Annotated in this window: 26 protein-coding genes and 1 pseudogene; 15 read left to right on the top strand and 12 right to left on the bottom strand. The window is 42.0% G+C overall.

Going from position 1 to position 26,755, the window contains the following annotated elements:
• The first annotated feature begins 283 nt into the window (after positions 1-283).
• Together V7K48_RS05115 and V7K48_RS05110 are read left to right on the top strand one after the other, a co-directional pair.
• A complete protein-coding gene (locus V7K48_RS05115) occupies positions 284-1,810 on the top strand; it encodes an AAA family ATPase (RefSeq protein WP_335070172.1) in 1,527 nt (508 codons plus the stop codon).
• Positions 1,811-1,812: 2 nt separating this feature from the next.
• Entirely contained in the window at positions 1,813-2,445 is a 633-nt protein-coding gene (locus tag V7K48_RS05110; RefSeq protein ID WP_335070170.1) for a hypothetical protein, read from the top strand.
• A gap of 62 nt (positions 2,446-2,507) precedes the next feature.
• Here V7K48_RS05110 and V7K48_RS05105 read toward each other — a convergent pair whose 3' ends face one another.
• The 3 genes from V7K48_RS05105 to cysS all read right to left on the bottom strand — a co-directional run bounded on the left by V7K48_RS05105 (position 2,508) and on the right by cysS (position 7,004).
• Positions 2,508-3,854 carry a TldD/PmbA family protein gene (locus V7K48_RS05105; protein WP_335070168.1) on the bottom strand — a complete coding sequence of 449 codons (1,347 nt, stop codon included), beginning with the start codon at positions 3,852-3,854 and terminating at the stop codon, positions 2,508-2,510.
• A 163-nt stretch (positions 3,855-4,017) separates the two neighbouring features.
• Positions 4,018-5,457: a TldD/PmbA family protein gene (locus tag V7K48_RS05100; protein ID WP_335070166.1), complete on the bottom strand. Its 1,440-nt coding sequence runs from the start codon at positions 5,455-5,457 to the stop codon at positions 4,018-4,020.
• Between the two features lie 101 nt (positions 5,458-5,558).
• Complete coding sequence (cysS, locus tag V7K48_RS05095) at positions 5,559-7,004, bottom strand: cysteine--tRNA ligase (RefSeq protein WP_335070164.1); 1,446 nt, start codon at positions 7,002-7,004, stop codon at positions 5,559-5,561.
• A gap of 243 nt (positions 7,005-7,247) precedes the next feature.
• Between cysS and V7K48_RS05090 the strand changes: the two genes are divergently transcribed.
• On the top strand, positions 7,248-8,369 hold the full coding sequence (locus tag V7K48_RS05090) for a CobW family GTP-binding protein (protein ID WP_335070162.1): 1,122 nt from the start codon (positions 7,248-7,250) through the stop codon (positions 8,367-8,369).
• Positions 8,370-8,548: 179 nt separating this feature from the next.
• Here the strand turns inward: V7K48_RS05090 and V7K48_RS05085 are convergent, their stop codons facing one another.
• The gene (locus tag V7K48_RS05085) at positions 8,549-9,367 is read right to left on the bottom strand and encodes an Rpn family recombination-promoting nuclease/putative transposase (protein WP_335070160.1); all 819 of its coding nucleotides are present in this window, start codon (positions 9,365-9,367) and stop codon (positions 8,549-8,551) included.
• Between the two features lie 395 nt (positions 9,368-9,762).
• On the opposite strand from V7K48_RS05085, the gene V7K48_RS05080 reads away from it, so the two are divergent.
• The 5 genes from V7K48_RS05080 (at position 9,763) to V7K48_RS05060 (ending at position 13,388) form a co-directional block, all read left to right on the top strand.
• Positions 9,763-9,927: a helix-turn-helix domain-containing protein gene (locus V7K48_RS05080; protein WP_335070267.1), complete on the top strand. Its 165-nt coding sequence runs from the start codon at positions 9,763-9,765 to the stop codon at positions 9,925-9,927.
• Positions 9,928-10,031: 104 nt separating this feature from the next.
• The gene (dtd, locus tag V7K48_RS05075) at positions 10,032-10,484 is read left to right on the top strand and encodes a D-aminoacyl-tRNA deacylase (RefSeq protein WP_335070158.1); all 453 of its coding nucleotides are present in this window, start codon (positions 10,032-10,034) and stop codon (positions 10,482-10,484) included.
• A gap of 104 nt (positions 10,485-10,588) precedes the next feature.
• The gene (gene psb28 / locus V7K48_RS05070) at positions 10,589-10,924 is read left to right on the top strand and encodes a photosystem II reaction center protein Psb28 (RefSeq protein ID WP_335070155.1); all 336 of its coding nucleotides are present in this window, start codon (positions 10,589-10,591) and stop codon (positions 10,922-10,924) included.
• Positions 10,925-11,012: 88 nt separating this feature from the next.
• Positions 11,013-11,525 carry a MogA/MoaB family molybdenum cofactor biosynthesis protein gene (locus V7K48_RS05065; protein ID WP_335070153.1) on the top strand — a complete coding sequence of 171 codons (513 nt, stop codon included), beginning with the start codon at positions 11,013-11,015 and terminating at the stop codon, positions 11,523-11,525.
• Between the two features lie 111 nt (positions 11,526-11,636).
• Positions 11,637-13,388, top strand: a complete 1,752-nt coding sequence (locus tag V7K48_RS05060; RefSeq protein ID WP_335070151.1) for a diguanylate cyclase — start codon at positions 11,637-11,639, stop codon at positions 13,386-13,388.
• Positions 13,389-13,604: 216 nt separating this feature from the next.
• Here V7K48_RS05060 and mraY read toward each other — a convergent pair whose 3' ends face one another.
• Both mraY and V7K48_RS05050 read right to left on the bottom strand, forming a co-directional pair.
• Complete coding sequence (mraY, locus tag V7K48_RS05055; protein WP_335070148.1) at positions 13,605-14,696, bottom strand: phospho-N-acetylmuramoyl-pentapeptide-transferase; 1,092 nt, start codon at positions 14,694-14,696, stop codon at positions 13,605-13,607.
• 79 nt (positions 14,697-14,775) lie between these two features.
• Entirely contained in the window at positions 14,776-15,015 is a 240-nt protein-coding gene (locus V7K48_RS05050; RefSeq protein ID WP_335070146.1) for a DUF3134 domain-containing protein, read from the bottom strand.
• A gap of 241 nt (positions 15,016-15,256) precedes the next feature.
• Here V7K48_RS05050 and V7K48_RS05045 point away from each other — a divergent pair, with 241 nt between their 5' ends.
• From V7K48_RS05045 to V7K48_RS05030, 4 genes are all read left to right on the top strand, one after another.
• Positions 15,257-15,841, top strand: a complete 585-nt coding sequence (locus V7K48_RS05045) for a PAP/fibrillin family protein (protein ID WP_334971450.1) — start codon at positions 15,257-15,259, stop codon at positions 15,839-15,841.
• Positions 15,842-16,129: 288 nt separating this feature from the next.
• Positions 16,130-16,345 carry a photosystem I reaction center subunit IV gene (locus V7K48_RS05040; protein WP_069073932.1) on the top strand — a complete coding sequence of 72 codons (216 nt, stop codon included), beginning with the start codon at positions 16,130-16,132 and terminating at the stop codon, positions 16,343-16,345.
• Positions 16,346-16,596: 251 nt separating this feature from the next.
• Positions 16,597-17,472 (top strand): DNA-formamidopyrimidine glycosylase, encoded by an 876-nt coding sequence (locus V7K48_RS05035; protein ID WP_335070144.1) that lies wholly within the window; start codon positions 16,597-16,599, stop codon positions 17,470-17,472.
• A 213-nt stretch (positions 17,473-17,685) separates the two neighbouring features.
• Positions 17,686-17,901 (top strand): NAD(P)H-quinone oxidoreductase subunit O, encoded by a 216-nt coding sequence (locus V7K48_RS05030; RefSeq protein WP_298918180.1) that lies wholly within the window; start codon positions 17,686-17,688, stop codon positions 17,899-17,901.
• A 371-nt stretch (positions 17,902-18,272) separates the two neighbouring features.
• Here the strand turns inward: V7K48_RS05030 and V7K48_RS05025 are convergent, their stop codons facing one another.
• Complete coding sequence (locus V7K48_RS05025; RefSeq protein ID WP_335070142.1) at positions 18,273-18,602, bottom strand: translation initiation factor; 330 nt, start codon at positions 18,600-18,602, stop codon at positions 18,273-18,275.
• Positions 18,603-18,696: 94 nt separating this feature from the next.
• A complete protein-coding gene (locus tag V7K48_RS05020; protein ID WP_335070140.1) occupies positions 18,697-19,191 on the bottom strand; it encodes a hypothetical protein in 495 nt (164 codons plus the stop codon).
• Between the two features lie 344 nt (positions 19,192-19,535).
• Between V7K48_RS05020 and V7K48_RS05015 the strand changes: the two genes are divergently transcribed.
• From V7K48_RS05015 to V7K48_RS05005, 3 genes are all read left to right on the top strand, one after another.
• Positions 19,536-20,198: a hypothetical protein gene (locus tag V7K48_RS05015; protein ID WP_335070138.1), complete on the top strand. Its 663-nt coding sequence runs from the start codon at positions 19,536-19,538 to the stop codon at positions 20,196-20,198.
• A 157-nt stretch (positions 20,199-20,355) separates the two neighbouring features.
• Complete coding sequence (locus tag V7K48_RS05010) at positions 20,356-22,164, top strand: ATP-binding protein (RefSeq protein ID WP_335070136.1); 1,809 nt, start codon at positions 20,356-20,358, stop codon at positions 22,162-22,164.
• Between the two features lie 2 nt (positions 22,165-22,166).
• Positions 22,167-23,612, top strand: coding sequence for a DUF1802 family protein (locus V7K48_RS05005; RefSeq protein WP_335070134.1), 1,446 nt, complete (start codon positions 22,167-22,169; stop codon positions 23,610-23,612).
• Between the two features lie 85 nt (positions 23,613-23,697).
• Here V7K48_RS05005 and V7K48_RS05000 read toward each other — a convergent pair.
• From V7K48_RS05000 to V7K48_RS04985, 4 genes and pseudogenes are all read right to left on the bottom strand, one after another.
• A pseudogene (locus V7K48_RS05000) lies at positions 23,698-24,060 on the bottom strand (aspartyl protease).
• Complete coding sequence (locus V7K48_RS04995) at positions 24,057-24,374, bottom strand: hypothetical protein (RefSeq protein WP_335070132.1); 318 nt, start codon at positions 24,372-24,374, stop codon at positions 24,057-24,059. The pseudogene V7K48_RS05000 and the gene V7K48_RS04995 overlap by 4 nt, the downstream one beginning before the upstream one ends.
• Positions 24,375-24,584: 210 nt before the next feature.
• Positions 24,585-26,171, bottom strand: a complete 1,587-nt coding sequence (locus V7K48_RS04990; RefSeq protein ID WP_335070130.1) for a glucose-6-phosphate isomerase — start codon at positions 26,169-26,171, stop codon at positions 24,585-24,587.
• 111 nt (positions 26,172-26,282) lie between these two features.
• On the bottom strand, positions 26,283-26,528 hold the full coding sequence (locus V7K48_RS04985) for a cytotoxic translational repressor of toxin-antitoxin stability system (protein WP_335070265.1): 246 nt from the start codon (positions 26,526-26,528) through the stop codon (positions 26,283-26,285).
• Positions 26,529-26,755 lie beyond the last annotated feature (227 nt).

The following is a 26,755-nucleotide window of genomic DNA, read 5'->3' as shown; positions in this document are numbered from 1 at the left end:
CAGCATTTACCAGTTTGGGCTGACGGAGTTGTAGAAAGATGGTTTGATACATTTATTCTCATACAGATGCAATGTACACACCCCGTTTGCACAAAAGATGCTTTATTAGAGGCGTGACAGCTGATTGAGCTAGTCGCAAGTATCAGGATATAACTAGGTTTTATCCAACCAGACCCAAAATTTCTCAGGTTGTACAGTCAAACTAGAAGCAGAAGGTCTACTCTGTTTGTGAGCCACGTCTGCTTGGCAAATTTGCAATGTTTTCTGCCAACAGAGGAATATTATGCTAACTAGGTTGAAAGTTTCTGGTTTTAAGAACCTCGTTGATGTTGATGTCCGCTTCGGGCCATTTACCTGTGTAGCTGGGGCTAATGGGGTGGGGAAATCTAACTTATTTGATGCTATTAGATTTTTAAGTGCGATCGCGGATATTCAACTAATTGAAGCTGCCTTATCTGTGCGAGATGAAGGAGGTCGAACAGCTGATGTACGTAGTCTGTTTCACCGCGTTGGTGATGAGTATACAGATGAAATGTCCTTTGATGCCGAGATGATTGTACCAGAAGAGGGTGTAGACGATCTAGGGCAAAAGGCGGAAGCTAGTATTACTTTTCTTCGCTACTCTATCATCCTCGCTTACAGATCAGATGATGGCTTGCGGTCTTTAGGTTCCCTAGAAATCATTAAAGAGGAGTTAGTTCACATCAATCTTGGTGATGCCAAGAAAAACTTATTGTTTCCTCACAGTGTGGAGTGGCGTAAATCAGCAGTTAAGGGGCGACGAACTTCACCATTCATTTCAACCGGAGACGACAAAGGAAAGACAGTAATTAAGCTACATCAAGACGGGAGGAATGGAAAACCCTTGTCTCGGCTAGCCATGAATCTTCCCCGAACCGTGCTATCTGTGGCTAATGCAGCGGAAAGTCCAACGGTGCTGCTGGCGCGAAGAGAAATGCAATCCTGGCGGCTACTTCAGTTAGAACCTTCAGCACTACGGCAGCCAGACGAATTTACATCGCCCACAAAATTAGACATGGATGGTTCTCACTTAGCTGCAACACTCTATCAGTTGGCACGGATCAACAAAAATCATCCCATAAATGGACTCTCAGATGATGAGGCGGAAGCACAGGTTTACAGCCAAGTTGCGAATCGCCTGGCAGAACTGATTGACGATGTGGATGAAGTAGGAATTGACCGAGATGAACGACGCGAAATTTTGACGCTAATAGTTACTGGCAAAGACAGTACATCACATCCAGCAAGGGCGCTATCAGATGGAACCCTGCGCTTTTTGGCATTAGCAGTTCTAGAATTAGACCCTCACGCACAAGGTCTTTTGTGTTTAGAAGAACCGGAAAACGGTATTCATCCAGAGCGTATTCCCAAAATACTCCAACTACTTCAAGACATTGCTACTGATGTTGATGAACCTATTGGGATAGATAACCCCCTTCGTCAAGTAATCATCAACACTCACTCACCTTCAGTAGTTATGCAAGTACCTGACGATAGCCTATTGGTTGCTGAATTAAAGGAAACAGTAGATTCAGGGAAGCGATTTAAGCGAGTATCGTTTGCTTGTCTACCTGAGACTTGGCGACAGAAAGACCTAGAAGGCATGAATGTTGTACCCAAAAACAAATTACTTGCTTACTTGAATCCGGTGGTACTTGGTGAATCAGAGCCTGATAGTAATGGAAAAGTAGGAAATCTCCAGCAATCAAAACCAACACAACCTAAAAAACGTCGAGTTGTGGATAGAACTGACCTTCAACCACTAATTCCCGGTTTTCATCTTGAATAGGCATGAAAGAACTTTGCTACACTTTGCTGTCAGACGGCAGCTCAGATAAAGCACTGATGCCTATCCTCACTTGGTTATTACGGGCGCATCAGGTTGACTGTGCTATCCAGTCTAATTGGGCGGATTTGCGACGCTTACCCAAACCACCAAAAAAGTTATTACCACGGATTATCAACAGCTTAGAACTCTATCCTTGTGATCTCTTGTTTATCCACCGAGATGCAGAAAGAGAACCACGCGAAAAACGTATAACGGAAATCTTAGAAGCGCTAGAAGAAGCAGTTAAAAAACCAGTAATAGTGCCACCTCATGTTTGTGTGATTCCGGTACGTATGCAGGAGGCATGGCTGTTATTTGACGAAGCAGCACTACGGAAGGCGGCAGGGAATCCTCGTGGGCGTCAGCCATTACAACTGCCAGATATCCGTAGACTTGAACAACTGCCTAATCCAAAAGATATTCTCTATGGACTTCTGTGCGAAGCTAGTGAGTTGACAGGTCGGCGGCTAAAGCAATTCTCGGTTAACGAACGTGTACACCGATTAGCTGAACTAATTGATGACTTTTCACCATTAAGAGCTTTGTCTGCCTTTCAATTACTGGAAATTGAAATTCAACAAGTTATAAAAACATGAGGTTGGTATTCCTAATAGAGATACAAAATTTTGCATTTACACAAGAAATTTGCATGAATTCATTACAAAGTATATGTAAAATCTTCCACTAGCATACCGGGAACTAAACTACCTCCAAGCTGGCGACTTTCGTATGTACCTACTTCCGGAATAAACTCCTGAAAAGTGGTTAAATCTATTAAGTTTTCTCCCCAAAAGCGATAGAGACTTTCATCAAAACGTAAGTTTTCAATGGGGGCAATAATTTCTCCGTTTTCTACCCAAAAACAAGCATAACGGGTCATACCTGTAATTCTACCAGTTTGGCGATCGCTCCAATTCAAGTAATGCAAATTCGATACATATAAGCCAGTATCTAAACTCGGAAAAATTTGCTCAAATACCAAATTTCCTGGACTCACTTCTGGCGCTCGTAAAGTCTCTGAAGCATTAGCGCCATTGGTAGTTTTTTGATATTCCTTAGCAGTCCGAGAATTCACCAGAGTGTTTACTAAATCCCCTTTATCTATTATAAGTAACTCCGCCGCTGCTATTTCTCCCAATTCATTAAATCGCGGTACTAATCCCCGTTGAAAGTTTTCTTTCAAACTAAATGCGGTCGAAAGTTGTTTTTCTTGACGCCATAGAGCAGCTAAAGCGCTGTTTCCTTGTTGGATATCAGCTTCGCTCACAGATCCCCAAGAAAGCATCATTAATAAATCTGCAACAGCAGCAGGTGCAAAATAAGTTTTGTACTGTCCGCGTGGCAATTCTTTAGCTGGGCGAGAAAGCAGTTCTAGTTGCTTTTTGGCTTCGCTGATTTTGGCTATATAAGCAGATGCATCCCAATCACTCCCTGCAAATGTCCCCTTAACTGCTTGTTCCGATGTAGAGAATAGAGAATAATCTAAAGTAAAATAATCAGTAGCAAACCAGTGTTTCTGACCACTGGAATCACCATAAGCTTTAATTACTATTCCCCCTGCATATATACCTGTAAAATCTAATTCAGCAACTGCTTCTAATACAGTTGGTACTACTGCTTCCCCTGCCAATAAATTACCAGAGTGTATTTCTCGGCTGGTATTAGTTCCTGATGGTAAAACTAGATATAGATCGATAGGTAATAAAATAATTTCGTTACGTAGTTCTTGCAAAGCAGTATATGCTAACTGCCAATCTACGTCCCAATTTCCAGTAAAGGGAAACTGTCGAACACTGCTGCGCTGATCTGCCATCAAAGTTAGTTCGATCCAACCATCAGCAACACAACCAGTTTGTCGTACTTTCGCATGATTGAAACGAGTAAATTGACTTCTTTCACTGCTTAATTTTACAGTGAATTGTTCATTTTCTGCTTTTTTGTTCAGCAGAGTTTCAATCACTTGATTAAAGCTGATTTCTAACGCAGATAATTCCTCAATTTTCATGGATATTAAATATTAATAGTGAATAGGGAGGAGAGAAAGTTAGGAGTGATGAGTGATAAGTGATGAATTATAAATTAAAAGTTGAAGAATTTTTTAATTCAAAACTTCTAACTCCTAACTCTTGTACAGACGCGATTAATCGCGTCTCTAAATTTGCACTCTTTTAGCTTCCTCCACCAAAAACTTCTACATTAGCAAATACGCAAACAGGTGAACCATGTCCTACCCAAATAGCCTGATTTGGTTCTCCTTTACCACAATAAGGAGTACCATACATTTGCCAGTTGTCAGCATTTCCTACTTGGATTAAGCTGTGCCAAAACTCTGGTGTTGTGGCGCGATAGTTAGGATTACGGAGGGTTTTAGTGAGTTTACCGTTTTCAATTAATTTAGCGTACTCGCAACCAAATTGAAATTTGTAGCGGCGATCGTCGATTGACCAAGAGCGGTTGGATTCCATATAAACGCCGTGTTCTATCCCGCCAATAATGTCTTCAAAGCTAGCGTTTAAAGGCTCTAAATTTAAGTTTGCCATGCGATCGATCGCTGGTCGATTCCATGAGGAAGCACGGGCACAGGCAACTCCTGCTACACCTGCTCTTACTTGACTCTCTAGACTACCTAAGCCCCGTTGGAGTACACCTTCTTTAACTAAATACTCCCGCGTCGCTACAGCACCCGTATCATCAAAGCCATAGCTGGCAAATTCACCAGGCACAGTGGGATCAAAGGTAATGTTCATCAGCGGCGAACCATATACTAGGTTGCCAAAATCACTTTTATTAACGAAGCTGCCCCCAGCATAGTTACGCTCATCTCCCAAAATTCGGTCAATTTCTAGGGGATGCCCGACACTTTCATGGATTTGCAGCATCATTTGGTCTGGGGCTAAAACTAAATTGGTACGGGTAGTTGGGCATTCTTCTGCTGTCAAGAGTTCTACTGCTTGTTCGCCAATTTGCCGCACCCGATGCCATAAATCTTCTTGTTTTAATAGTTCAAGTCCGCCTTGATAACAGTTTGCTTGCGAACCGTTGTTGCTGCGCTGCTGTACAATCGCCCCATCTTGGGCAGTGGCTCCGTAATTAGTGCCTATAGATAGTATTTTTTGATAGACTTCTGAGCCGTTGCTGCTAATAAACCAAGATTCTCTCTCAGTGGTACTGGCACTGGCTATGGTTTGCACAATCTTGTCGTCAACTTTCAGCGTTTGGCAAATGCGAATTAGTAAATCGTTGATTTCTCCCGGACTCAGAGCATCCAATGGCTCAAGAAATGGAGATTTATATTCACCAACGACTTTAGGGCGCTCACTTTGACTGAAGGGATGTATCCACCATTCACTCGCTGCTAGTGCCTGTTTATAGGCTGTTTGAGCAGCGGCTTGTAGGGAAGACAGTTCCAGGGAGTTAGTAGCTGCATAACCAAGACAGCCATTGACCAAAACTTCCAGCATGGCTCCGACAGTGAAGGATTTGCCATTTAACTGAGGTAAGGCGTCACGGACTAAACGGGTAGTAGAAGTCTCCTTGACGGCTCTAATACCGATCCAATCAGCGGGAATATCGAAACTAGCGATCGCTTTTTTGAGTTCAGACCACATAATTTAAGGAATTGGGAATTGGAAATTGGGAATTGGGCATTGGCATGGGGCATGGGGCATTTGGAAGAATTCAATTCCTAGCCCCCAGTTCCCAGTACGTTCTAATTTCGGTGCCAGCGTGTGCCATCACGACTATCAATTAGCGTAATACCTTCTGCTTGAAGTTCGTCACGAATGCGATCGCTTTCAGCAAAATTTTTGGCAATACGTGCTTGTTGCCTTTGCTGAATTCGCGCTTCAATTTCCGCATCACCTAAACCATTACTCGTGTCAGGTTGTGTTTCTATATTTGCTTCTAAACCCAAGACTCCAGCCAATATGACAAGAGTTTGCCATTGACGCTGTAACTCCTGTGGTGATGTTTCAGTTTTCCCTCCATGCACAAGAATGTTTTTCTCACGACGCACTTCTTTGGCTAATTCAAACAGCACTGTTAACCCACCAGGAAAATTAAAGTCATTATTCACAGTTTCTTGGAAATGTTCAACAGTTTCAGGGAGTAGTGAGCTAGTTTCCAATTCCCAGCCTAGTTTTTTGCCGTATTGGTAGCCGAAGAGTAAACTTTCTTTAATGGTGTGCCAACCGTTGGTTGCTGCGGCGATCGCTTCATCGGTAAAATCAATTGGTGTGCGATATTGAGCGGTCAGCACGAACAACCGTACTGCCATCGGGTCAACTCCTCGATCCAGCAATTCTCGAATAGTGATAAAATTGCCCAAAGATTTGGACATTTTTTCACCATCTACCTTCACCATGCCGTTATGTAACCAGTAACGTGCTAGAGGTTTTCCTGTCACGGCCTCAGATTGGGCAATTTCGTTTTCGTGGTGGGGAAAAATTAAGTCAGTACCACCAGTATGAATATCTATGGTATCACCCAAGCGATCGCGCACCATTGCCGAGCATTCTATATGCCACCCAGGACGACCTGCGCCCCAAGGTGATTCCCAAGCAGGTTCTCCCGGTTTTGCAGCTTTCCATAAAACAAAATCAAAGGGGTCTTTCTTTTTCTGGTATTCTGGATCTTCTACGTTGACGCGATCGCTTTTCCCGGCTTGCATATCTTCTAACTTGCGTCCAGAAAGCTTGCCATACTCAGAAAACTGTCGTACTGGATAATACACATCGCCGTCAGCAGGGTAGGCAAAGCCCTTATTTTCCAATTCATGAATTAACCGCAAAATGCCATTCATCGTGTGAGTAGCGCGGGGATACTCATCAGCTTCTTTGATTCCCAATCGCGTCATATCCTCAAAATATGCTTTGATAAAGCGATCGGCTATAGCTTCCATTGAGGAATGCTCAACACAGGCTCGATTCAGAATCTTGTCATCAATATCAGTAAAATTTTGGATATATCGCACTTGATAGCCGATAAACTGGAGGTATCGGCGCACTACGTCCCAAACTATGCAAGCTCTGGCATGACCTAAATGGCAGTAGTCGTACACCGTCACGCCGCAGTAATACATCTTAACCTTGCCTGGTTCGACTGTTTCAAACGGTTCTTGACGACGGGTGAGGGTATTGTAAAGGGTTAGGGTCATAACAGAGTAATGCTGAAATAAGGAGATACGTAATAATAGGGTAAAGCAGCTGGGATGACAGTCCAGCATCCCTATGCTAGTACGTTACGGTGGGAATCAGCATACTATTGGACAAAATCTCGAAAGCCCAGAAATCAAGGGTTTTTGACTTTTGACTTTTGACTTTTGACTTCCGCCTTGCGGCGCTAGTGTTTTCTGGACTATCTGCGCTACATTACTATTTTTTGACTTGATAACAGCGCTATGCAATCAGCAGTTACACCCGAATCTTCGGCAATGGATACGCCCAAACAAGGAATGCCAGTAACAATTATTACGGGTTTTCTCGGTAGTGGCAAGACGACTTTACTTAATCATATCCTCAACAACCAACAGGGTTTGAAAACCGCTGTTCTCGTGAATGAATTTGGCGAAATTGGCATCGACAACGAGCTAATAGTTTCCACTGGTGAGAACATGGTGGAGCTAAATAATGGTTGTATTTGCTGCACTATTAATAATGATTTGGTAGATGCAGTTTACAAAGTTTTAGAACGCCAAGAAAATCTAGATTATCTAGTAGTGGAAACAACTGGATTGGCAGATCCGCTACCAGTAGCTTTAACATTCTTGGGCACAGAATTGCGGGATTTAACCCGCTTGGATTCGATTATTACCCTAGTAGACGCGGCAAACTACAGCCTAGATTTATTTAACTCTGAGGCGGCATACAGCCAGATTGCCTATGGCGATGTAATTGTGCTGAACAAGACTGATTTGGTTGATGAAGGCACTTTGAATGAGTTAGAAGGAAAAATTAACGAAGTTAAGGAAGGAGCGAGAATTATCCGCTCCACGCGATCGCAAGTGCCACTTCCTTTAATTCTGAGTGTTGGTCTGTTTGAGTCTGATAAATATTTTGACACAGTGGTGGATGACCACGAGCATCACGACCATGACCATCATGCTCATGATGATCATGATCACTCAACATGCGGTCATGACCATCATGACCACCGTGACCACCATGACCACCACGATCATCACCATCATTCTGATCATTTAGAAAATGATGGTTTTACTTCCATATCTTTCCAAAGTGACAAGCCTTTTTCTATTAGGAAGTTTCAGTATTTCTTAGATAACCAGCTACCCTCAAATATCTTCCGAGCGAAGGGGATTATGTGGTTTGATGAAAGCCCGAAGCGTCATATTTTCCACCTTTGCGGTAAACGCTTCACCTTAGATGATGATGAATGGCAAGGTCAATTGAAAAACCAGCTAGTGCTGATTGGTCAAAATTTGGATCGTGAGGCTTTAATTACTCAACTCGAAAACTGCATTTGTCTACCTTCAACCTCTCGCGGTAAAGGCTTTGGCAAATAAAAGTTAGGAGTGAGGAGTACAGACGCGATTAATCGCGTCTGTACAGGAGTGAGGAGTTAAAATTGTATACTCGTTCCCAGGTGAAACCTGGGAATGCATTCCTAATGGCTCCGCCATCGATTTTGAGCAATGAAAATGAGAGAATAGCGTAGGCGTAGCCCGTCGTAGACATCGCTTCCTCACTCCCCTGCATTACCAGCTTCTTCGCTTACCAACTGCTGTACCTGCTCCACAGATAACCCCGTCACTTTCGCCACTATTTCCACTGAGATTCCCTCTTTGAGCAAATTCGTTGCTACACGCTGCACTTCTTCAGCTCGACCTTCAGCTCGACCTTCAGCTCGACCTTCAGCTCGACCTTCGGCTAAACCTTCAGCAAGGATAGCTTGATAAGTTACTGACTCTTGCATAAGCTCCCTCCGCAGCAATTGTTGAATTATCTCTTTCTCTAATACTAGCCCAGCCAGAATGAAGGCTGAGGCTGCAATATTGTTCTGGATACGTTGGTCAGTAATTTCTGAAATTTCCTGAGCAACTTGTTGTAACGTAGCAGTGCGGTTATTTGTCTGACTTAACACCGCAAATGGTAATAATCCTGGATGCTCCAAAAATACACTTGTTGGTTGCTCCCAAAGGTGAATTACCTCGAACCTATGAAAGGTTTCTTCCAAAGTAAATGTGGTTTGCTGCACAAATTCTGAATTTGTTTGTTGCAGATAAATTACTACCTGGCGCATTCGCTTACTTTTAAAGCGGCGATACACTCGCAACCGATAGTCAATCATCTGAAAAGGAATATCAGCTTTCGGTTGGGTTTGGAACTCCAAATGCAGCACAACTTCATTGGATTGGAGCAATATCAGCGCATCAGCGCGGATTGGTTCCAGAGAAAGTTCAGAAGGGCTTAACTCAGTCAGGGTGATAGATTCTCCTAACAGCCAAGTGGCAAAGTCACTGGAGAAAGTTTCAGCAAGGAACTTACAAACGTTATCGAACATTAAGAGATTTTATCAGGTGATGATGGAGGAATGCCTAAAGCCACTGTGCGATGATGAAAAAATGCCAGTGTTGAATACAATCAAACAATTCATAAGTAATAGGACTTACGTAAGAACTCTCTGAAACTCTTATTTCTCCGTGTCACGCCAGTTGCAACTCCTGCGGGGAGACGCGCAAGGGACAAGTCTCTTAACCGCAGACGCTCGCAGGCTCGCTACCGCCCTTGGCGTCTCCCCTTAAGAGAAGGGCGCACTGGCTTCTCTGCGAACTCTGTGGTAGCCTGCGGCAAGCCGCTTCTCTACGTTCGCGCAGCGTGTCGCAGACAGATGCTACGCGTAGCTTGCTTCTCCGTAGGAGTATGCGTCTACGATTTTCCTTTACCTGTGCGTAAGTCCTGAGTAAGAGAGAAATAAGTAGATATCGCTTCTGGCAAGAAACTGGTGTTGGCAGAGACACAGCCTATCGCTTGTGTAATGACCAAACTTATATCCCGACTGGAAACGTATTAGAAAAAATTTGCGCCACCTATAAAGTTCAGCCAGGAGAGTTGCTAAATTAGATACCAGATGATCAGATTAGCCAAGATACGACTATTTCTGTCCAAAAAGAAAAAGACACTCAATAAAAGGTCTATTCTATATTTGCTGTCAACTTTTAATTCTTATGCGCGTTATCATCCAGCGAGTTAAATCATCTCAAGTTGCAGTTAACGGTGAAATTGTCGGCAAAATTGCGTGGGGGCTAAATTTGCTCGTAGGTATAGCCAATACCGATACTGATGTTGAAATCGACTGGATGGTGCGTAAGTGCTTGGAATTGCGGCTGTTTCCTGACGAGGAAGGAGACAACCGTTGGCAAAAATCTGTACAAGAAATTAGCGGCGATTTGTTAGTAGTCAGTCAGTTTACGCTTTACGGGGACTGCCGCAAAGGTCGCCGTCCTTCTTTTGACCGTTCAGCCGCTCCCCAATCAGCAGAAGATTTGTATAATCGTTTTGTTACCAAGTTAAGAGCTAGCGGTTTACAAGTGGAAACAGGTCAATTTGGTGCAATGATGCAAGTTACAATTGAAAACGATGGCACCGTAACTTTGATACTTGAAAAAGAAGCATTTTAAGTATATAAACGGTGAGAATAAATAACAGTAGCCTCTAGACGGTGGTGTTCTAATTGATGAGAGAATATTAAATTAACCATCACAAAAGTTTAAATTCATTCATCATGGCGAAAATCCAGTTTTCTAGAGGTCTTGACGAAGAAGCAATTCCAGAGGTGCGCTTGACGCGATCGCGCAGTGGTGAGAGTGGTACAGCGACGTTTATTTTTACGAATCCGAAGATTTTAGATCAAAATAGCACCGAAGATGTTACTGGGATGTACTTGATTGACGAAGAAGGCGAGATAATTACCCGTGAAGTTAAGGCTAAATTTGTCAACGGGAAACCAGAAGCATTAGAAGCACTTTACGTGATGAAATCTGCCCAAGAATGGGATCGCTTTATGCGTTTCATGGAGCGGTATGCTGAAGAAAACGATCTGGGACTGAGCAAAGCTTAAGCTGTAATTAGTCCTTAGTCATTAGTTATTTCTTAAAAACCAAAAACTAGGGACTAATAACTTTATGTAGCAGTTTAACAACTTCACCATGACGTCACAACCCCACCCAGACTCGCCTAAAATTACAGTAACTTGTGCTGTGGTTACCGTCAGCGATACACGCACTGTGGAAACAGACAAAAGTGGCCAGCTAATTCAGCAGTTACTCCTTGATGCTAACCATGCTGTAGGAGCCTACACGATTATCAAAGATGAACCAACACAAATTCAAGAGCAGATAGAAAATCTGGGTAAAAGCTCAAATTTGGATGCTGTGATTTTCAATGGTGGTACAGGTATTGCACCAAGAGATACCACCTACGATGCAATTGAGAAGTTACTGGAGAAAACCTTACCGGGATTTGGTGAGTTATTTCGTTTTTTAAGTTATCAAGAAATTGCTTCGCGGGCGATCGCTTCTCGCGCTGTTGCTGGTATTTATCAAGATAAATTAATCTTCTCGCTTCCTGGTTCCAGTAATGCTGTGCGCTTGGCGATGGAAAAACTGATTGTGCCTGAACTTACTCACTTAATAAGTCAGATTTGTAAGGGGGTGAAATGAGCAGCCGTTCAGACGGATGACGCACTAATATCATCCTTTGTACACATGGATCTTCAAGCTACCCAGAGATAATTATAGTTAAACAAATAAGATGTTGATATCGGGTTAGTGATGGAGTTTATTTACTGGAATTGCATAATTGCTCACGGCATCACTGCATTTTCATACTTTGGCATCTCTACATTAATAGGGGTTTGCTTTGCCAAAACTAAGGCAACTATCCCTTCTAAGTTTTGGCTAGCCTTTTTATTATCAGGTGGATTCGTACTATTTTGCGGATTTCATCACCTTTTGGCAGTCTTTGAGCCACATCAAGCAGTGTTCCTGTTGCACTTAGCCATACTTGATCTAATGGCATTTATTTCCTTGTCTACCTTACTCAGTCTGATACCAACCGCTTATGAAATTGTAAAGGCAATCGCCAGATATCAAGAAGACATGTGCGAACTTCAACGCAGCCAGCAGATACAACGGCTATTCCTCGATCAAGGGCCGTTTGCAGCCTATATTAAAGATGAGCAATCTAGAATGCTCTACTACAACCAGGAAATACAGTCTAGATTTTCAGTATATCCACAAGAATGGTTGGGGAAAACGAATAGTGAATTCTTGCCAGTTCCAGAAGAGGCGCAGCAGGTAATGGAAAACGATCAAGTCGTTTTGAAGACTCTACGCCCCTTGAAGCTGATTGAAGAGGTAAAGATACCTGGTAATGAGCAGCCGTGCTACTGGCTATCGTTTAAGTTTCCGTTTAGCGATTACGCAACGGGCGCTTGCCGCATCGGTGGGATCAGTATCGATATTACAGAATCCATAGAAGCACAGCGATTATTCACTGACCTAAATCGGCAGTTAGAAGAAAAAACACTGGAATTAGAGGCAAAAAAACGAGAACTTATATATCTCTCAGATATGGCGGATATGCTTTATTCCTGCCAGTCTGAAGATGAGGTGTATCAAGTGGTCGCTTTAACCTGTTCCAAGCTGTTTCCTAATATGAGTGGTTGTATCTATATAATTGCTAATTCCAAGAATTATGTTCAGATGAATAGTTTTTGGGGAAGTGAAAGAACCAGTAAAGAAATATTTTCCCAATCTGAGTGTTGGGCATTGCGGAGAGGGAAATCCAACTTTTTATCGCTTCGTAACTTAGGACTAATGTGCAGCCACTTAATACAGCCTGTTAGCGGCGCACATTTGTGTGTTCCATTGTTTGGAGAAGGCGAAGTAGTTGGGATTTTATACATCTATGCGCTTGAAGAAATCAGTCCAGAAGATCAACAAATTACTGAGATTATTGCTAGAACCTTAGGCTTTGCACTGAATAATCTATCGATAAAACAACGTCTAACCTATGATAACTTGCGGGATGGGATGACCCAACTATTCAATCAAAACTATATGCAAACCATAACGGAACAGAGGCTAGTGGAAGCTGAACGGTTGGGACAATCTCTTAGTGTTATTTTCCTTGATATCGATAACTTCAAATCTTACAATTCGCGCTATGGGCATTTGACTGCCAACATTGTTCTCCAGGGATTAGCAAAGCTGCTGTTAAAATCTATTCGCACTTTTGACATTGCTTGCAGATGGGGTGGTGAAGAATTTGTAATTGTGATGCCTAATATGACCCTGGAAACGCTCAGGAAGCGAGTAGAACAACTGAGGCTAGATGTTGAACAAATGCAATTGAAGGACGGCGATCAGATCCTCGAAAGCATCACCGCTTCTTTTGGAATAGCTGTATCAGAACCAGGGATTACGGTTAAGGATTTTCTGAATCGGGCAAATCAAGCGATGCTTGAAGCAAAGCGAACCGGGAAGAATCGGGTTATGGAGTATGTAAATACCTATAATTAATAATTTATAATTTATAATTCATAATTCAAAAAACCATAAGCGGTGAAATGAGCAGCCCTTTAATTAGCATCAAGCGTCATTTCCAGCATAGAAATCAGAAACTCATAAATTGACTGTATAAAAAAATAACTCCCTGAAGATATGGGAGTTGTCATTTTGTATTCCAGCAGTTTTTCAACTGATTCAAAATGGAGCGATGCCTGCGGCGGGCTGCGCTTACGCCAAGCAGATGATAGCCAATATAGCAGCGATGACATAAAATACTCCAACCACTTGCAATTCTGACCAGCCAGTCAGTTCTAAATGATGGTGCAAGGGTGCCATTTTGAAAAGGCGCTTGCCTTTGCCATCAGGGCCTTTCGTGGCTTTGTAATAACTTACCTGTGCCATCACTGAAAGAGTTTCTACGAAGAAGATACCACTGAGAATGAACAGGGCTACTAAGGTGTTTGTCAATAGTGCTACAGCAGCTAAAGCCCCTCCCAGTGCTAAAGAACCAGTATCTCCCATGAAAACGCGGGCTGGGTTACGATTATGGGCTAAGAAACCTAAGCACCCACCACTTAAAGCAGCACAGAAAACCATCAACCCAGGTGCTGTAGGTGCAATCAAGGCACCTAATGCCAAAAGTGCGATCGCAACTGTTCCCGCTGCCAAGCCATCAATACCATCTGTTAAATTAGTCGCATTACTTTCTGCAACTAACACAAAACCTGCTAAAGGCCAAAATAGGAATCCTAATGGTAGTGTGAAGCTCACCCAAGGCAAAGCAATATTTGTAATATTAGAAGGTTGATTAAACATCAGCCATAGACAAAACACTGCTGCAAAACCCACTTGCAAAGCCAGTTTCGTTCCGGGAGATATACCTTTATTTGATTTACGGCGCAGAATTTGCCAATCATCGAGCCAGCCAATTAATCCGTAGCTGATTGTCAATGCCGAAACTGCAAGCACGTCTGTAGCAAAGTTAGACAATATGCAGGCAATTATCACACCTACAGGTATAAAAAATATACCGCCCATTGTTGGGGTGCCTGCCTTTTTTAGATGGGCTTGGGGCCCATCTTCGCGGATTATTTGTCCAGTTTTGAGGGCTTGAAGTAGGGGGATTACCCAATAGCCGACAGCACCTGAACCCAGCGCACACAACACTAGTGGCAGGGTTAACGACATACTTTGCCAAGGTAGCCGATTGGCCATCGAATCCAAGAAAAATGCTGTTGTAGCTAGCCCTACGGCTAATAAAGAGGCTAGAGCGATTCCAGAAATATTTAATCCTTGCTCAGGAGATAATTTAGCGTCCACAGAAGTTTCCCTTCACTCCACACTTATAAAACTGAATATCAGGAACTAGGGATACTACCAAGTCCCTAGCCTGAAAAGGCTAATCCTCGGCGATTCCTATATTGTCATCATCATCATCAAGGTCGTAGCCAATTCCATCTTCTACACCCATTAGGGAGTCTATTTCTTCTTCGTCATCTTGAAAATCCGGTTCGTGAACGTCACGCGTTATGAGCCGATTATTGGTTTGCAACCAGTCCAACAAAGAGGACTCTGGCTTTAAGGGGATAACATCGGCTCGTTGGTTACGGGGGTCTTCACGTAATGGAGAGTTCAACATATCGAGGAGGACAAGAAAAGGTATACGTAAGTTGACATTTAGAGTCTATCACTTGACACGGATTAATTTAGTTATCTTTTCAACCCTTTATTTGATAAATCCGCATTCCGATAGAAATTTTTTATTTAATAGGCATATGGCTTAGTCAAGCGATTATTAGTAACTTTTATGGCTCTACACATAGGTCATGAATATCTTGTTTATGCTGAAGGAAACTGAGTGATTTTTGAGGTGACAGGCGATGATGGAAAAAGCGGCTCTTATAAATGCGATCGCACCGACAAATCGCGGTCTACTGGCGACCCAATCACAGAAACAGGCTATCTTAGCAGCGATCGCCAACTTAGAAGACTTTAATCCTACACCACATCCGGTGGAAGCTAACAATTTGCTAGATGGCAATTGGCGATTACTATACACCACTAGCAAGGCTCTTTTAAATTTAGATCGTCTACCTTTATGCAAACTGGGTCAAATCTATCAGTGTATTCGGGTAGAGACTACCAGTGTTTACAACATAGCTGAGATTTATGGCCTACCTTATTTGGAAGGATTAGTCAGCGTTGCTGCTAAATTTGAGCCAGTTTCAGATCGGCGTGTCCAAGTTAAATTTGAGCGCTCTATTATCGGCTTACAACGTTTAATACAATACAATTCTTTGGTAACTTTTATCCAACAAATTGAAGCAGGTAGAAAATTTCCCGGGATTGATGTTGCAATAAACAGTGATAAACAGCAAGGCTGGTTAGATATCACTTATATAGATAACGATCTGCGGATCGGCAGAGGTAACGAGGGAAGTGTGTTCGTATTGAGTAAAACATAAGTTTGTGCAAAAAGACTGTTTGCGAACGAAGGTACGCTATAACGTGTACCGTGTCAAGTAGTGTCTAATACAATTTTCAATTTGGGATGTGCTAGAGGGATGGGGAGTGGAAGGATGAGGGGGAGACAAGGGGGAATTTACTCCCCCCTTTCCCTTGTGTCTTCTCCATGCCCAATGCCCAATTCAGACAAATAACTTAACAAAGACTCTTGGTGCGACCTTCAGGTTGTAGAGTGAAATCAATTAGCCCTCTAGATTGGCGATTGATAACTAAAAGGGAAAATAATCATGGTTCAACGTGGTTCTAAAGTACGTATTCTCCGCCCTGAATCCTACTGGTTTCAGGATCTAGGAACTGTGGCTTCCATTGACCAAAGCGGCATCAAATACCCTGTAATTGTCCGCTTTGAAAAGGTAAATTACTCTGGTATCAATACCAACAACTTTGCCCAAGATGAATTAGTGGAGGTTGAAGCACCAAAGGCTAAACCACCTAAAAAATAACAGCAAAGTTACAAGGGGGTTGTTTGATGCGATGATGAAGGGTAGTCTTAAGTCTGAAGTATGAAGTCTGAAAATTTCAGTTCATTCATTCTTGATCCTAGCCTACCCTAATCTACGAGAAGCCGTCCTGCGGGTATTTACGGTTCCTTTTTGGTAGTAATACGAGCCACCTATGGGTGTGTAAGTTACTGCCCCATCTCTTCTTTATTGAACCCCCAAGTACATCAAAATTGCCTGCTTAATCAGCTTAAATGCCTGAACTGCCTGAAGTTGAAACAGTCCGAAAGGGTCTAAATCAATTGACCCTGAACCAAGAAATTACGGGTGGAGATGTGTTGCTCGATCGCACCATTGCCTACCCGTTTTCTGTCGGTGAGTTTGTTGATGGAATTAAAGAGAATGCGATCGCCACTTGGCATCGTCGCGGTAAATATCTCCTCGCCGAACTCGCTCCTTCATCCTCATCTTCCCCTTCATCAACCAGTTGGCTAGGGGTTCATCTGCGAATGACCGGTCAACTACTATGGCTGCATCGAGATGAACCATTACATAAGCACACACGGGTGAGATTATTCTTTGGGGAACACCAGGAATTACGCTTTGTTGATCAGCGTACCTTCGGTAAAATTTGGTGGGTTCCGCCTGGTATTGCTGTAGAAAGTATTATGACTGGTTTGGCAAAACTGGCAGCAGACCCATTTTCACCCGAATTCACCGTCGAGTATTTAGCTCTTAAACTCCAAAACCGCCGCCGTCCAATTAAGACTGCGCTACTGGATCAGTCTGTGGTGGCGGGATTGGGTAATATTTATGCTGATGAATCTCTGTTTAAGAGTGGAATTTTACCTGAAACCTTGTGTATAGATTTGCAGCTGAAGCAAATTGAGCGTTTGCGAACAGCCATAATTCAAGTGTTAGAAACCAGTATTGAGGCTGGTGGTACGACTTTTAGTAATTTCTTGAGTGTTAAGGGTGTCAATGGCAACTATAGTGGTGTTGCCTGGGTTTATAACCGCGCTGGAGAACCCTGTCGAGTTTGTGGCACAGCAATTGAACGGATTAGGTTAGCTGGGCGTTCTAGTCACTTTTGCCTACAGTGTCAAACACTACGGGGAGTTAGGAGTTAGGAGTTTGGAGTCATTCAATTTTGGATTTTAGATTTTAGATTTTAGATTTTAGATTTTAGATTTTAGATTTTTTCTTCAATCCAAAATTCAAAATCTAAAATTGACAGAGTTTGGAATTAGGAGTTTGGAGTTTGGAGTTTGGAGTTTTTACTTCTAACTCGAAACTCTCTTAAAATGCAGATGAAACAAGTTACAAATTTGAGAGGGGAATTCATGGCAATCAAAAAAGGAGATATGGTTCGCGCTATCCGCGAAAAACTGGAAAACAGTCTGGAAGCAAAAGCCAGTGATACTCGCTTTCCTTCTTATTTGTTTGAAACCAAGGGCGAAATTGTAGATGTCAAAGGTGATTACGCTCTGATTAAGTTTGGGAAAGTGCCAACACCTAATATTTGGTTACGTGTGGATCAACTCGAAGAGTTTAAATAATAAAATGTCTTCAAAATGAAGTCTTTAGACTTACCCATATCCCGCCCTGTACTGAAGTACAGCAGCTCAGAGCTACTGTCCACTTAAAACTGTCCACTTAAAGTGGACTGAAATCTTTGCTTAGTCTTCTTTAAAGGACTTTAGATATTATCTGGGGAATTTGATTCCCCTGCGGGATGACAGCAAAGCGCCTGATTTGGCAAATATGGGTAATCATAAAGGCTGAGGTTTGGGGCTACACAAACAAAACCTGCCAACTTGAAATAGCAGCAAAAACAAAAGGCAGTAGGTTCAAATCCTGCTGCCTTATTTGTTAGTTATTCCAAAATTTCTCACCCTATGAAAACCAACATTACAATATTAGTTCCGCGTTAACGGCGGGAATCTTGATCTGCGGGGTCGCCGTAAGGGTCTTCACTCGCTGGGCGGACGTCACCAAAGTCCCCTTGGTCTGCGGGGTCGCCGTAAGGGTCTTCACTCGCTGGGCGGACGTTGCCGTAAGACGCGATATCTGCGGGGTCGCCATAAGGGTCTTGACTGGCTGGAGTCACATTGCCGTAAGATGCCGGATCTGCGGGGTCGCCGTAGGGGTCTTCGCTGGCTGGACGTACATTGCGATCGCGGTATTGAGCATCTTCAGCTTGATCGCTGTTTGACCCCAAAAGGAAATCCTTCGCCTTTCGCAAAAAGTCATCTACCATGATCTGTCTCCTGATTTAAGTTCGTGTTTCCGACGTGCGCGCTCGGCGTTATCCTCCAGGAAACCCGCTTTAGATTTACACACGCTTCGCTGATCTAAAGTGCCGGAGCTGAGGATGAAGTTATGCCACTTAGATCGCGACCTGAAGAACTCCCATTATAACCTTGGAATTGCCGATACTGTTGCGCGTCAGATTCCGGCACTCGAATTCCTTCTGACGGTGGAGTTACCCAGTGAGCGCGATGTTCAGCATCGCGGTAGTATACACGCCCGTTCTTGGAAAGATAGTACTTACCTTGCACTCCTTCTTTTGAAGCATTCTTATGTTGGTTGTACATGTAGTAAAGTGCCGCAGCTCCTGCCAAAAGTGCCACTTTTTGCCCCGTACCCAATCCCTTCTTAGCTTCAGGTTGGTTTTTTAGATTGCGATCGCTCACTGTTCTACCAACACTATCATCAACAGGTGGTGGTGTTGAAGCATTTCGGGAACCGCCTCCGCAACTACTCAACAAGGGTACTGTTAGCAATGCTGAAAGCAGCACTGCAAATAGACGCGAAACTACTTTACGTTCTTTATATATTGTGTTCATTGGATTTCATCATCACCTGTATTTGCTAAAAGCCGTGCTGTTGCAAAAGCAAAGAAAGTTGGAGTTCCTGTTATTTCGCAAGGAAAGTGAAAACACATATACCACTTAATTTACAACTGCACTAGCTACAGCGTTTCTCTGTCATGATGATCTATTTTCTCAAGTAATACATCCTGCCTTTGAGAGAAACTGCATTCATCCTAAGGAAATATCTTGTTGATTTTTTATTAATCAATTTAGCTAAAACGTCGAAATATTCAGCAATTTCTCGGTTATTTTTTCGGGATAAATAAATTAAAAAGATACAGCAGCTACGATAAGTATTGTCAATAAATACACTCAATATGATATCACAAAACACAGCCCAAACTAGAACTCGTCTCCTTTTGGCTTTATGGGATTTGGGAGGAACACAGCAGGAAGTTAAGAAAGGTCAATTTACCAAACGAATTGTATCAAAAAGTCAGAAGGTAGCAGATTATCAAAGCATATTCGAGGAATTACAGAATCAAGGTGCGATCGCTATTTCAAAAAAGGGATATTCTCTGACATCTGGCAAGGGTTTAGAGGTATTGGGTGAAGATTTGAGAAGTGGCGATTTTAAGTTTGAAGGGACGATTGTCGGAACTTGGGCGGCGAATGCGTTGGTGAAGTGGATTAATCAGATAGATGTTGCGGTAGTTGGTGCAGATGTACTAGTTAATGGGAAAAGTGCGATCACATCTTACGACGAGTTTAAGCCAGTGGCGTTGGAAGTTTACGACAAGTTGAACCAAAACTACAACTTAGATGATTTAGTGCCAATTTACAGAATTAGGAGAGAGATTGGCGATCAGATCAGTCGTGAAGATTTTAATGAATGGCTGTTGGAAATGCAGAAGAACGACATTGTTCAGTTAATAGGCGGAGAGATGACAGATATCACTCCTGATAAAGCTGAAGACTCAATCACAACTAAATTGAGTGGATTACGCTATTACGCTAAGCGCCTCAGTTCTGCAAATTAATCTAAATCCTGTTGTTTCTTCTTGCACACAAACCACTATGACTAGTTCTCCCATTTCCTCTATTGAGGATATTAACGCAGCTTTACAAAATCACAACCCCTTTGCACTGCCTCCATATGTAGGGAGCCAAGAAGTTTGGGGTAAAGAATTTCCTGATGTGACAACTCTCAATGCTCATGCTTCCGATGCTGTGTTTCAAGCAATAAACCAAATTCGTACTGGTCAGTACCAAAGAACTTCAATTGCTATCACAGCCGAATCGGGCACTGGTAAAACACATATTATCAGCCGTATTCGCCATCGTCTTCAGAGTGAGGGTGGTGCTTTATTTATTTACGCCACTGAATTTAGTGATTTAAATAATATTAAGCACGGATTCCAGCGTACCTTGGGAGATAGTCTAGGGAAAATTGGTAGCCAAGGAGTAACGCAGTGGCAAGAACTTGCCTCAGCAATAGCTAATCAAGCTGTCAAGTCTATTCATCCTCACGCTCAAACTTTGTTATCTAAAGATTTAGTACAAAAACTTAGTCGAAATGAATTAAGTAAAAACCGAACTTTAGTTAATCAGCTAACAGAGGAATTCCGTAAGACTAAACCGAATCTTAAAAATCCTGATATCATCCGAGCTATTCTGTGGACACTGGCTGATTCTGAAGCCCTTTATGTGGTCAAATGGTTATCTGGTGATGAACTTGCTCAATATAAAGCTAATGAACTTTGTCTACCTAGTATTAATGGTCAATCGTTTGATGTAATTCAGCAAATTTTGGATATTATTAGTGACTATTATCAACTAGTAATTTGTTTTGATGAATTAGAATCTATTGAAATCAACAATGCTGGTTTTACAAAATCACAGGTTATTGCTGGTTTGGTTAAAGAATTGTTTGAAAATTTGAGTAAAGGCGTAATTCTAACGGTAATGATGCCTGCTATATGGATTAATAAAATTAAGCAACTACCTGCTGGTGTTCATAGCAAAGTTTCTGCTTATGGAAATCCTATCGATTTAAAGTATATGAATGAGGATTCAATTGTTGAGCTAGTTGCTTTGTGGTTAACAGAATTCTATAGCGCCATAAATTTAGTACCACCTCATCGACTTTATCCATTTACTGAAACTCAACTGAGAGACCTGAGTAGTGAAGAGAAGCCACCAGTTAGAAAAATTTTACAATGGTGTCGAGATAATTGTAAACCTACTGATATTCCAATTACAGGAGGATATCCTCCTGTAATTCAAAAAGAAGATCCAGTTGAACAAGCTTTCAGAAAAGAGCTTCTTCAAGATATTAGCAATTATTTAGATGATAACTATTTCCTGGCTGATGCTATTTTATTTGGCTTCAAAACATTAGTAAATAAAACAGTAGAGCGAGTAAAAATTGAGCAGGTTACACAAAAAGTAAAACAAGGAGGAGGTAAAGACGATTACCTTAATCTCAAGATTATTGGTAAAGAAGACGAGAAAAATGTAAGTATTGGTGTTGCTGTTCTCCAGTATGCAGGTGGCAGAGCTTTAGGAGCAGGATTGAGAAGATTAATAGATTACAAAACCTTTGGTCTGACTCGTGGTTGTTTAGTTCGCTCTAAATCCAAGGATAAGAATATTAGTTCTCATTTGTATAAGACTTATATCGAACCACTCATAGCGCAAGGAGGCGAATTTGCAGAACTTAAAGAAGAGGAGATTAGACCGCTATTAGCTATTCGATCTGTCTATAAAAAGCGTGAAATAGACTATGGCTTTACCGAGGAGGAAATTTTTAATTTTATTACTGACAAGGGTGCTGTACATCAGCTAGGAGCTAGTAACACTCTACTAAAAGAAATTTTGAGTGATCCATCATACCAAGTACCTGAAGATGTTCTTGAAAGCGATGCAGAACTTTCAGATGTAAGTGACTACTCTGAATCATCTAAACTTGCTGAGATTAATGAATTAGCTGTGGCAGTGGATTAAATATGAGTGAATCAGTCTTAATTGACCAAGCTATATGTCTACCAGTTCAAGAAGTTGAAGCTTTAATACAAGGACGAACGATCGCAACAATACCCCGGATGTTTATTGATCCGGGGCGACAATTTGCCCTATATCCGACTAATGGCTCAACTATACCATCACCACTTGAGCGTTATTACAATGCAAATTTACAGCAATTTGCTCAAAATAACGTGACAAAGGTTAATTCTGAAATAATTTTAATTAAAGTATGGGCTAAGTGCGAATTCTGTCAAATACTGGATGATACCCAACCTTTAGATGTCTTGTCAAAATCTACAGTTTGGAGTATTGAAGCACTAAAGGAAATTCTATTACAACATCATTATATTTTTCTGGCATACCTACGGGTTTATGAATTAGATGAACCAATTGAAGTCAGCATAACTGCTACAAGCCAATTTATCCCTTTATCACAGCCTACAATAGTTATTAAACCTAAGCCGATTTTAAACGATCGCACTTTCGCCCAACGCAAACGCCAATTAGAAAAACTAGAACCCCCCCTGTATCCAGAATTAGAAGAATTGCAGAGTGCGATCGCACCCCTAACCATTAGCCAGCCAGCAGCTAAACTATTAGACGACGATATCAAAGTATTTTTGGGTTGGAGTAGCAATCAACCAACAAATCCATTAGATTTAGACTTACCTTGGATTCAGAAAATTGCTGAAGTTGGGAACTCTAGCGACGGACATACATTTGAAAAATTAGTTCGTAGAGGATTACTAAAACTAGGCTTTACAGGTTCAGGTTTGAATCCAGATGCTACTGGTGGCGCAGGAGGTATGGATTTTTACGCTGAACAACCTTATCCAATAGTAGGAGAGTGCAAAGCAACTAAAACTGAGAAAGTTACTGATGGTACACCTGCACAGTTACTAAAAATAGGTATGAACCATCTTGGTAAAGTTCAGTATGAAAATTCAATTAAATTAGTTGTAGCCGCTGGAGAACTAAATTTTTACGCCTTAAGAACAGCTACCGAAAATCAAATGAATGTTATTAGCCCTGAAACACTGCAAAAGCTAGTTAAACTGCAAGTACACTATAAAAATTCTATCAATTTGTTAGAACTAAAAGAGTTTTTGCAACAAGCTCCTTTTGGTTTAGCTGAAGATAAACTTAATACTTATATCGATAAAGTGGAACAATCTATAAAGTTGCGATCGCACATTATCCAACTTGTCAAAAATTATCTACAAAACTCAGGTATAGAATCTGCTGGTGTTGAAGCTCTACATGGTGCGTATTTTGGCTCACATCCGCCACAGCCAATTAAAACCGCAGAAATGCACGAAATTTTGATTGAAGTTTCTTCACCTTTAACAGGCTATTTAGGACGAATAAAAAGCAGTGATTGGAAAGGTGATCGCTTTTACTTTCTCCGCGATTTACCTATTAACTAAAGATAATATGATATATCTCTTTTCTTCCCTCTGCGTTCTCTGCGCCTCAGCGGTTCGTTTCAAAATAACTGAAGTGTGAACGTACTTAGCCTAAAGTTAATATACTAGCCTGATAATTTACCACCAACGGCAGAATTTTTAGCCACTCTGAACCTAACAATACTTCCGTAATTTCATCACCTACATAAACATTAATTTCATACTCATGTTCGTTTAATATCACCCTACCTAAATAAATATCAAATCTTGATTCTCCCTTAGCAGTTCGCAAAGGTTCTTCACCGATGTAAGCCTAATCAAGACACTCTAAATCTTGTTTATTAATAGCTAGAAAGTCTGTGAAACCAGTATCTAACATGGCATCCACAGGCAAATTTAATCCATCAGATGTAATCAAATCAATTTCACAAAAAAGTTGCCCACTATCCCCAAAGTTACCCTCAATCATATTGTGCCAGTTGTTCCCGTCTCATTTAGGCAGAATACACAATGTCTACTATTTGGGTATTTTTCAAGGGATTTTTTATGAGCTTGCATTTTATCTACATCAATGAAGTAATCACCACTATCTGGCTCCACAGCAATATACCAGCCATAGTGTTCCTTAATCAAATTGGGACGCACATGCTCAAAAATTGCCCGACAACGCCGATAAAATACTTCATCTTCAGCTTTGCGTCTAGCAAGTTCTTCTGGTGATAAAGTGCGTTCTGGAAAAATTCTACCGCGACGTGCAGGTTGTTTTGCAGTTGATTCAGTCATAGCATTAATCCTACTTATTGATGCTGCCTTAACTTTATTTTATGGGAAGCAATAACGAGCGATCGCTTTTACTTTCTCTGCGATTTACCTATTAACCAAAAGTGAAGCATCCTAGACGGAAGATATATCTTCTATCTAGGATGCTTCACAATAAAAAATTGTTGCTGATACAACAATTCTGGACAAAATGTGATATTAGGACTAGAGCTATCAGCTAGCAGAAACGGTCAAACTATCGGGTTTGTGAAGATCACCTTGCAAAACCACACCTCGCTGATTGGCATAGATATGACGCAAAATCTTGTAAATTGCCTCAACTTGATCTGATGCGCCTGCTTTGTTGGCGAGTTCGTCAAGAGAAATGGGAGTTTTTTCTTTTTGTAAGACTGCTACGACTCGTGTTTGCAAGTCGATAATGGTGGCGGCAGCTTTTTTGCCAGCTTCTACACCTGGTTGATGGTAGGCGTTGACGTTGACCAAACTAGCATATAAACCAACAGCACGCTCATACAAAGCAATTAATGCCCCAACAGTTCGGGGGTTAACCTGGGGAATGGTGACTGTAATCGAATCGCGGTGATTTTCATAAAGCGCTTGTCGGGTTCCTTGGAGAAAACCGGAAAGATAATCGCCTGATGTAACTCCTGGATCTATTTCAGTGGATGGGCCCTGACGATCTTCTAATACTTCGATGAAGGTAGCAAAGAAATTCGCCACACCCTCACGTAACTGCTGAACGTAAGCGTGTTGATCGGTTGAGCCTTTGTTACCATAAACGGCGATGCCTTGATGGACAACGTTGCCGTCTAAGTCTTTTTCCTTGCCCAAGGATTCCATTACCAGCTGTTGCAAATAGCGGCTGAATAAAAATAAGCTGTCCTTGTAAGGTAGGACAACCATATCTTTTTCACCTTTTCCATTGCCTGCAAAGTACCAAGACAAAGCAAGTAAGGCTGCTGGGTTATTTTTCACATCTGGGACGCGGGTAGCGTCATCCATTTCTTTTGCGCCATCTAGCATGGCGCGAACATCAATCCCTTGTAATGCCGCTGGTACAAGCCCCACAGCAGACATTTCTGAGGTACGTCCTCCTACCCAGTCATACATGGGAAATCTGGCCAACCAACCTTCGTCTTTGGCCAGTTTATCGAGGTTGCTATCAACGCTGGTAATTGCTACCGCATATTGAGCAAATTCTAAATTGTGTCCGGCATAGGCTTTTTTAACTTCAATCATGCCGTTGCGAGGTTCCGGTGTTCCCCCAGATTTAGAGATCACCAATACTAAAGTGCTGGCGAGGCTATTTCGCAGATGATTGATAACGCTATCGATACCTGCCGGATCGTTGTTATCGATAAAGTGAAGTTTCAGGGGCGGGAAATCAGAAGCGAGGGCTTCAGCGACGAATTGGGGACCGAGAGCAGAACCACCAATTCCAATGGAGATAATATCCGTGAAGCGGCTTGCTCTGGGGGGATGAATAGCGCCTGTTTGGACTTTTTCCGCAAAGGCTTCGATTTGTTCTAGGGTTTGGACAATTTCTTGTGTAAGTTCTGGAGCTGGCGCTAAATCAGGATTTCGCAGCCAGTAGTGTCCAACCATGCGCTTCTCGTCAGGATTTGCGATCGCACCCTTCTCGAGTTGAGCCATATCCGCAAATGCCTTGTCAAACTTCGGACGCAAAGAATCCACGAAGGCATCATCGAACCCGATTCGACTCACGTCTAAGTACAGTCCCAATCCCTCGTGGAAATATAACCAGTTTTGGTATCGTTGCCAAAGTGCCCTAGCATCCATAGGGAAATCTCAAATAAAGTGTTTTTCAAAACCAGTTTAATGTAAGGTTATAGCGATCCCTGCCTAGCCTTATACAGTTTACAGTTTTAAGTGTTCGCTTGACTCCTCTCCTTAAACATCTGGCATAGGGATGACACGCAGAAATTTCACAATTTCACCCCTGATTTCTATACCAATCAGATAATTATCTAGGGTAAAGCGGTGAAAAATGCCTTCACCATCAAGCTGCCGTAGTTCTCTTAAATCACTCAGTTGCCACTTTTGGGCTAACTCAATAAAGACAAAATCATGCACCCGCTCGTAGGCAGCAGGTTCTAAATTCTTTAGGTCTAGCAAAAAAGACCTTGCGTAGCGCATTTCCAGACTCACTAGGCGTTACCTTAATCAAAACTTCAGGGACACCAAAAGAGTGCTGAGTTGAAAGTGCCCAGTCAAGAAGCAGTACTAAGACTTACAATTCAGCATATGGATCTAAATCCTCTGGCTTTAGCTCTAAATAATAAACATAATAAACAAATTTCTTCCTAACTAATCCCTTAACTTTAACTATGGGTTACTACTCAGGACTTAGCGATAAGTTTAAG

Origin of the sequence: Nostoc sp., assembly GCF_036919615.1 — a bacterium.
Lineage (GTDB): Bacteria > Cyanobacteriota > Cyanobacteriia > Cyanobacteriales > Nostocaceae > Nostoc.
Note: the sequence above shows the minus strand (reverse complement) of the source record. Positions and strands in the feature narration are given on the sequence as shown.